Below are 3,406 nucleotides of genomic sequence, written 5' to 3' on the forward strand. Positions count from 1 at the left end.
GTTCGGCGGCGTCCTACTCTCCCACAGGGTCCCCCCTGCAGTACCATCGGCGCTGTAAGGCTTAGCTTCCGGGTTCGGAATGTAACCGGGCGTTTCCCTCACGCTATAACCACCGAAACACAATGAAACCGAACCGCCGCACCACACCAACCAACCATAAGGCTGTGGGTGTGGGGCTGTTCGTGGTTTCAGAACCAACACAGTGGACGCGAGCAACTGAGGACAAGCCCTCGGCCTATTAGTACCGGTCACCTCCACCCATTACTGGGCTTCCAGATCCGGCCTATCAACCCAGTCGTCTACTGGGAGCCTTAACCCCTCAAAGGGGGTGGGAATACTCATCTCGAAGCAGGCTTCCCGCTTAGATGCTTTCAGCGGTTATCCCTCCCGAACGTAGCCAACCAGCCATGCCCTTGGCAGGACAACTGGCACACCAGAGGTTCGTCCGTCCCGGTCCTCTCGTACTAGGGACAGCCCTTCTCAATATTCCTGCGCGCGCAGCGGATAGGGACCGAACTGTCTCACGACGTTCTAAACCCAGCTCGCGTACCGCTTTAATGGGCGAACAGCCCAACCCTTGGGACCGACTCCAGCCCCAGGATGCGACGAGCCGACATCGAGGTGCCAAACCATCCCGTCGATATGGACTCTTGGGGAAGATCAGCCTGTTATCCCCGGGGTACCTTTTATCCGTTGAGCGACGGCGCTTCCACAAGCCACCGCCGGATCACTAGTCCCGACTTTCGTCCCTGCTCGACCCGTCGGTCTCACAGTCAAGCTCCCTTGTGCACTTACACTCAACACCTGATTGCCAACCAGGCTGAGGGAACCTTTGGGCGCCTCCGTTACTCTTTAGGAGGCAACCGCCCCAGTTAAACTACCCATCAGACACTGTCCCTGATCCGGATCACGGACCCAGGTTAGACATCCAGCACGACCAGACTGGTATTTCAACGACGACTCCACCTGAACTGGCGTCCAAGCTTCACAGTCTCCCAGCTATCCTACACAAGCCGAACCGAACACCAATATCAAACTGTAGTAAAGGTCCCGGGGTCTTTCCGTCCTGCTGCGCGAAACGAGCATCTTTACTCGTAGTGCAATTTCACCGGGCCTATGGTTGAGACAGTCGAGAAGTCGTTACGCCATTCGTGCAGGTCGGAACTTACCCGACAAGGAATTTCGCTACCTTAGGATGGTTATAGTTACCACCGCCGTTTACTGGCGCTTAAGTTCTCAGCTTCGCCACACCGAAATGTGACTAACCGGTCCCCTTAACGTTCCAGCACCGGGCAGGCGTCAGTCCGTATACATCGCCTTACGGCTTCGCACGGACCTGTGTTTTTAGTAAACAGTCGCTTCTCGCTGGTCTCTGCGGCCACCCCCAGCTCGGAGAGCAAGTCTCCTCACCAGTGATGGCCCCCCTTCTCCCGAAGTTACGGGGGCATTTTGCCGAGTTCCTTAACCATAGTTCACCCGAACGCCTCGGTATTCTCTACCTGACCACCTGAGTCGGTTTAGGGTACGGGCCGCCATGAAACTCGCTAGAGGCTTTTCTCGACAGCATAGGATCATCCACTTCACCACAATCGGCTCGGCATCAGGTCTCACCCTTAATGAATGGCGGATTTACCTACCACTCGGGCTACACCCTTACCCCGGGACAACCACCGCCCGGGCTGGACTACCTTCCTGCGTCACCCCATCACTCACCTACTACAAGTCTGGTCCGTCGGCTCCACCACTTTCCATTCCCCGAAGGGTCCGGAACGGCTTCACGGACTTAGCATCGCCTGATTCAATGTTTGACGCTTCACAGCGGGTACCGGAATATCAACCGGTTATCCATCGACTACGCCTGTCGGCCTCGCCTTAGGTCCCGACTTACCCTGGGCAGATCAGCTTGACCCAGGAACCCTTAGTCAATCGGCGCACACGTTTCTCACGTGTGTATCGCTACTCATGCCTGCATTCTCACTCGTGAACCGTCCACCACTCGCTTACGCGGCGGCTTCACCCGGCACACGACGCTCCCCTACCCATCCATACAGGCGTTGGCCCTATTGCATGAATGACACGACTTCGGCGGTACGCTTGAGCCCCGCTACATTGTCGGCGCGGAATCACTAGACCAGTGAGCTATTACGCACTCTTTCAAGGGTGGCTGCTTCTAAGCCAACCTCCTGGTTGTCTGTGCGACTCCACATCCTTTCCCACTTAGCGTACGCTTAGGGGCCTTAGTCGATGCTCTGGGCTGTTTCCCTCTCGACCATGGAGCTTATCCCCCACAGTCTCACTGCCGTGCTCTCACTTACCGGCATTCGGAGTTTGGCTAAGGTCAGTAACCCGGTAGGGCCCATCGCCTATCCAGTGCTCTACCTCCGGCAAGAAACACACGACGCTGCACCTAAATGCATTTCGGGGAGAACCAGCTATCACGGAGTTTGATTGGCCTTTCACCCCTAACCACAGGTCATCCCCCAGGTTTTCAACCCTGGTGGGTTCGGTCCTCCACGAAGTCTTACCTCCGCTTCAACCTGCCCATGGCTAGATCACTCCGCTTCGGGTCTTGAGCGTGCTACTGAAACGCCCTGTTCGGACTCGCTTTCGCTACGGCTACCCCACTCGGGTTAACCTCGCAACACACCGCAAACTCGCAGGCTCATTCTTCAAAAGGCACGCAGTCACGACTGTATGTGCAAGCACATACAGCGACGCTCCCACGGCTTGTAGGCACACGGTTTCAGGTACTATTTCACTCCGCTCCCGCGGTACTTTTCACCATTCCCTCACGGTACTATCCGCTATCGGTCACCAGGGAATATTTAGGCTTAGCGGGTGGTCCCGCCAGATTCACACGGGATTTCTCGGGCCCCGTGCTACTTGGGTGTCTCTCAAACGAGCCGTTGATGTTTCGACTACGGGGGTCTTACCCTCTACGCCGGACCTTTCGCATGTCCTTCGCCTACATCAACGGTTTCTGACTCGTCTCACGGCCGGCAGACCGTAAAAGAGAGATCCCACAACCCCGTATGCGCAACCCCTGCCGGGTCTCACACGCATACGGTTTGGCCTCATCCGGTTTCGCTCGCCACTACTCCCGGAATCACGGTTGTTTTCTCTTCCTGCGGGTACTGAGATGTTTCACTTCCCCGCGTTCCCTCCACATACCCTATGTGTTCAGGTATGGGTGACAGCCCATGACGACTGCCGGGTTTCCCCATTCGGAAACCCCCGGATCAAAGCCTGGTTGACGACTCCCCGGGGACTATCGTGGCCTCCCACGTCCTTCATCGGTTCCTGGTGCCAAGGCATCCACCGTGCGCCCTTAAAAACTTGGCCACAGATGCTCGCGTCCACTGTGCAGTTCTCAAACAACGACCAGCCACCCATCACCCTGCCCTCT

General features: G+C 56.8%; 2 rRNA genes. Both read right to left on the minus strand.

Going from position 1 to position 3,406, the window contains the following annotated elements:
* Nucleotides 1–117 (minus strand): 5S ribosomal RNA (rrf, locus tag ACZ5VD_RS43810).
* Nucleotides 118–218: 101 nt separating this feature from the next.
* A 23S ribosomal RNA gene (locus tag ACZ5VD_RS43815) occupies nucleotides 219–3,342 on the minus strand.
* Between the last annotated feature and the right edge of the window lie 64 nt (nucleotides 3,343–3,406).

Source organism: Streptomyces sp. NPDC032822, from assembly GCF_055578825.1.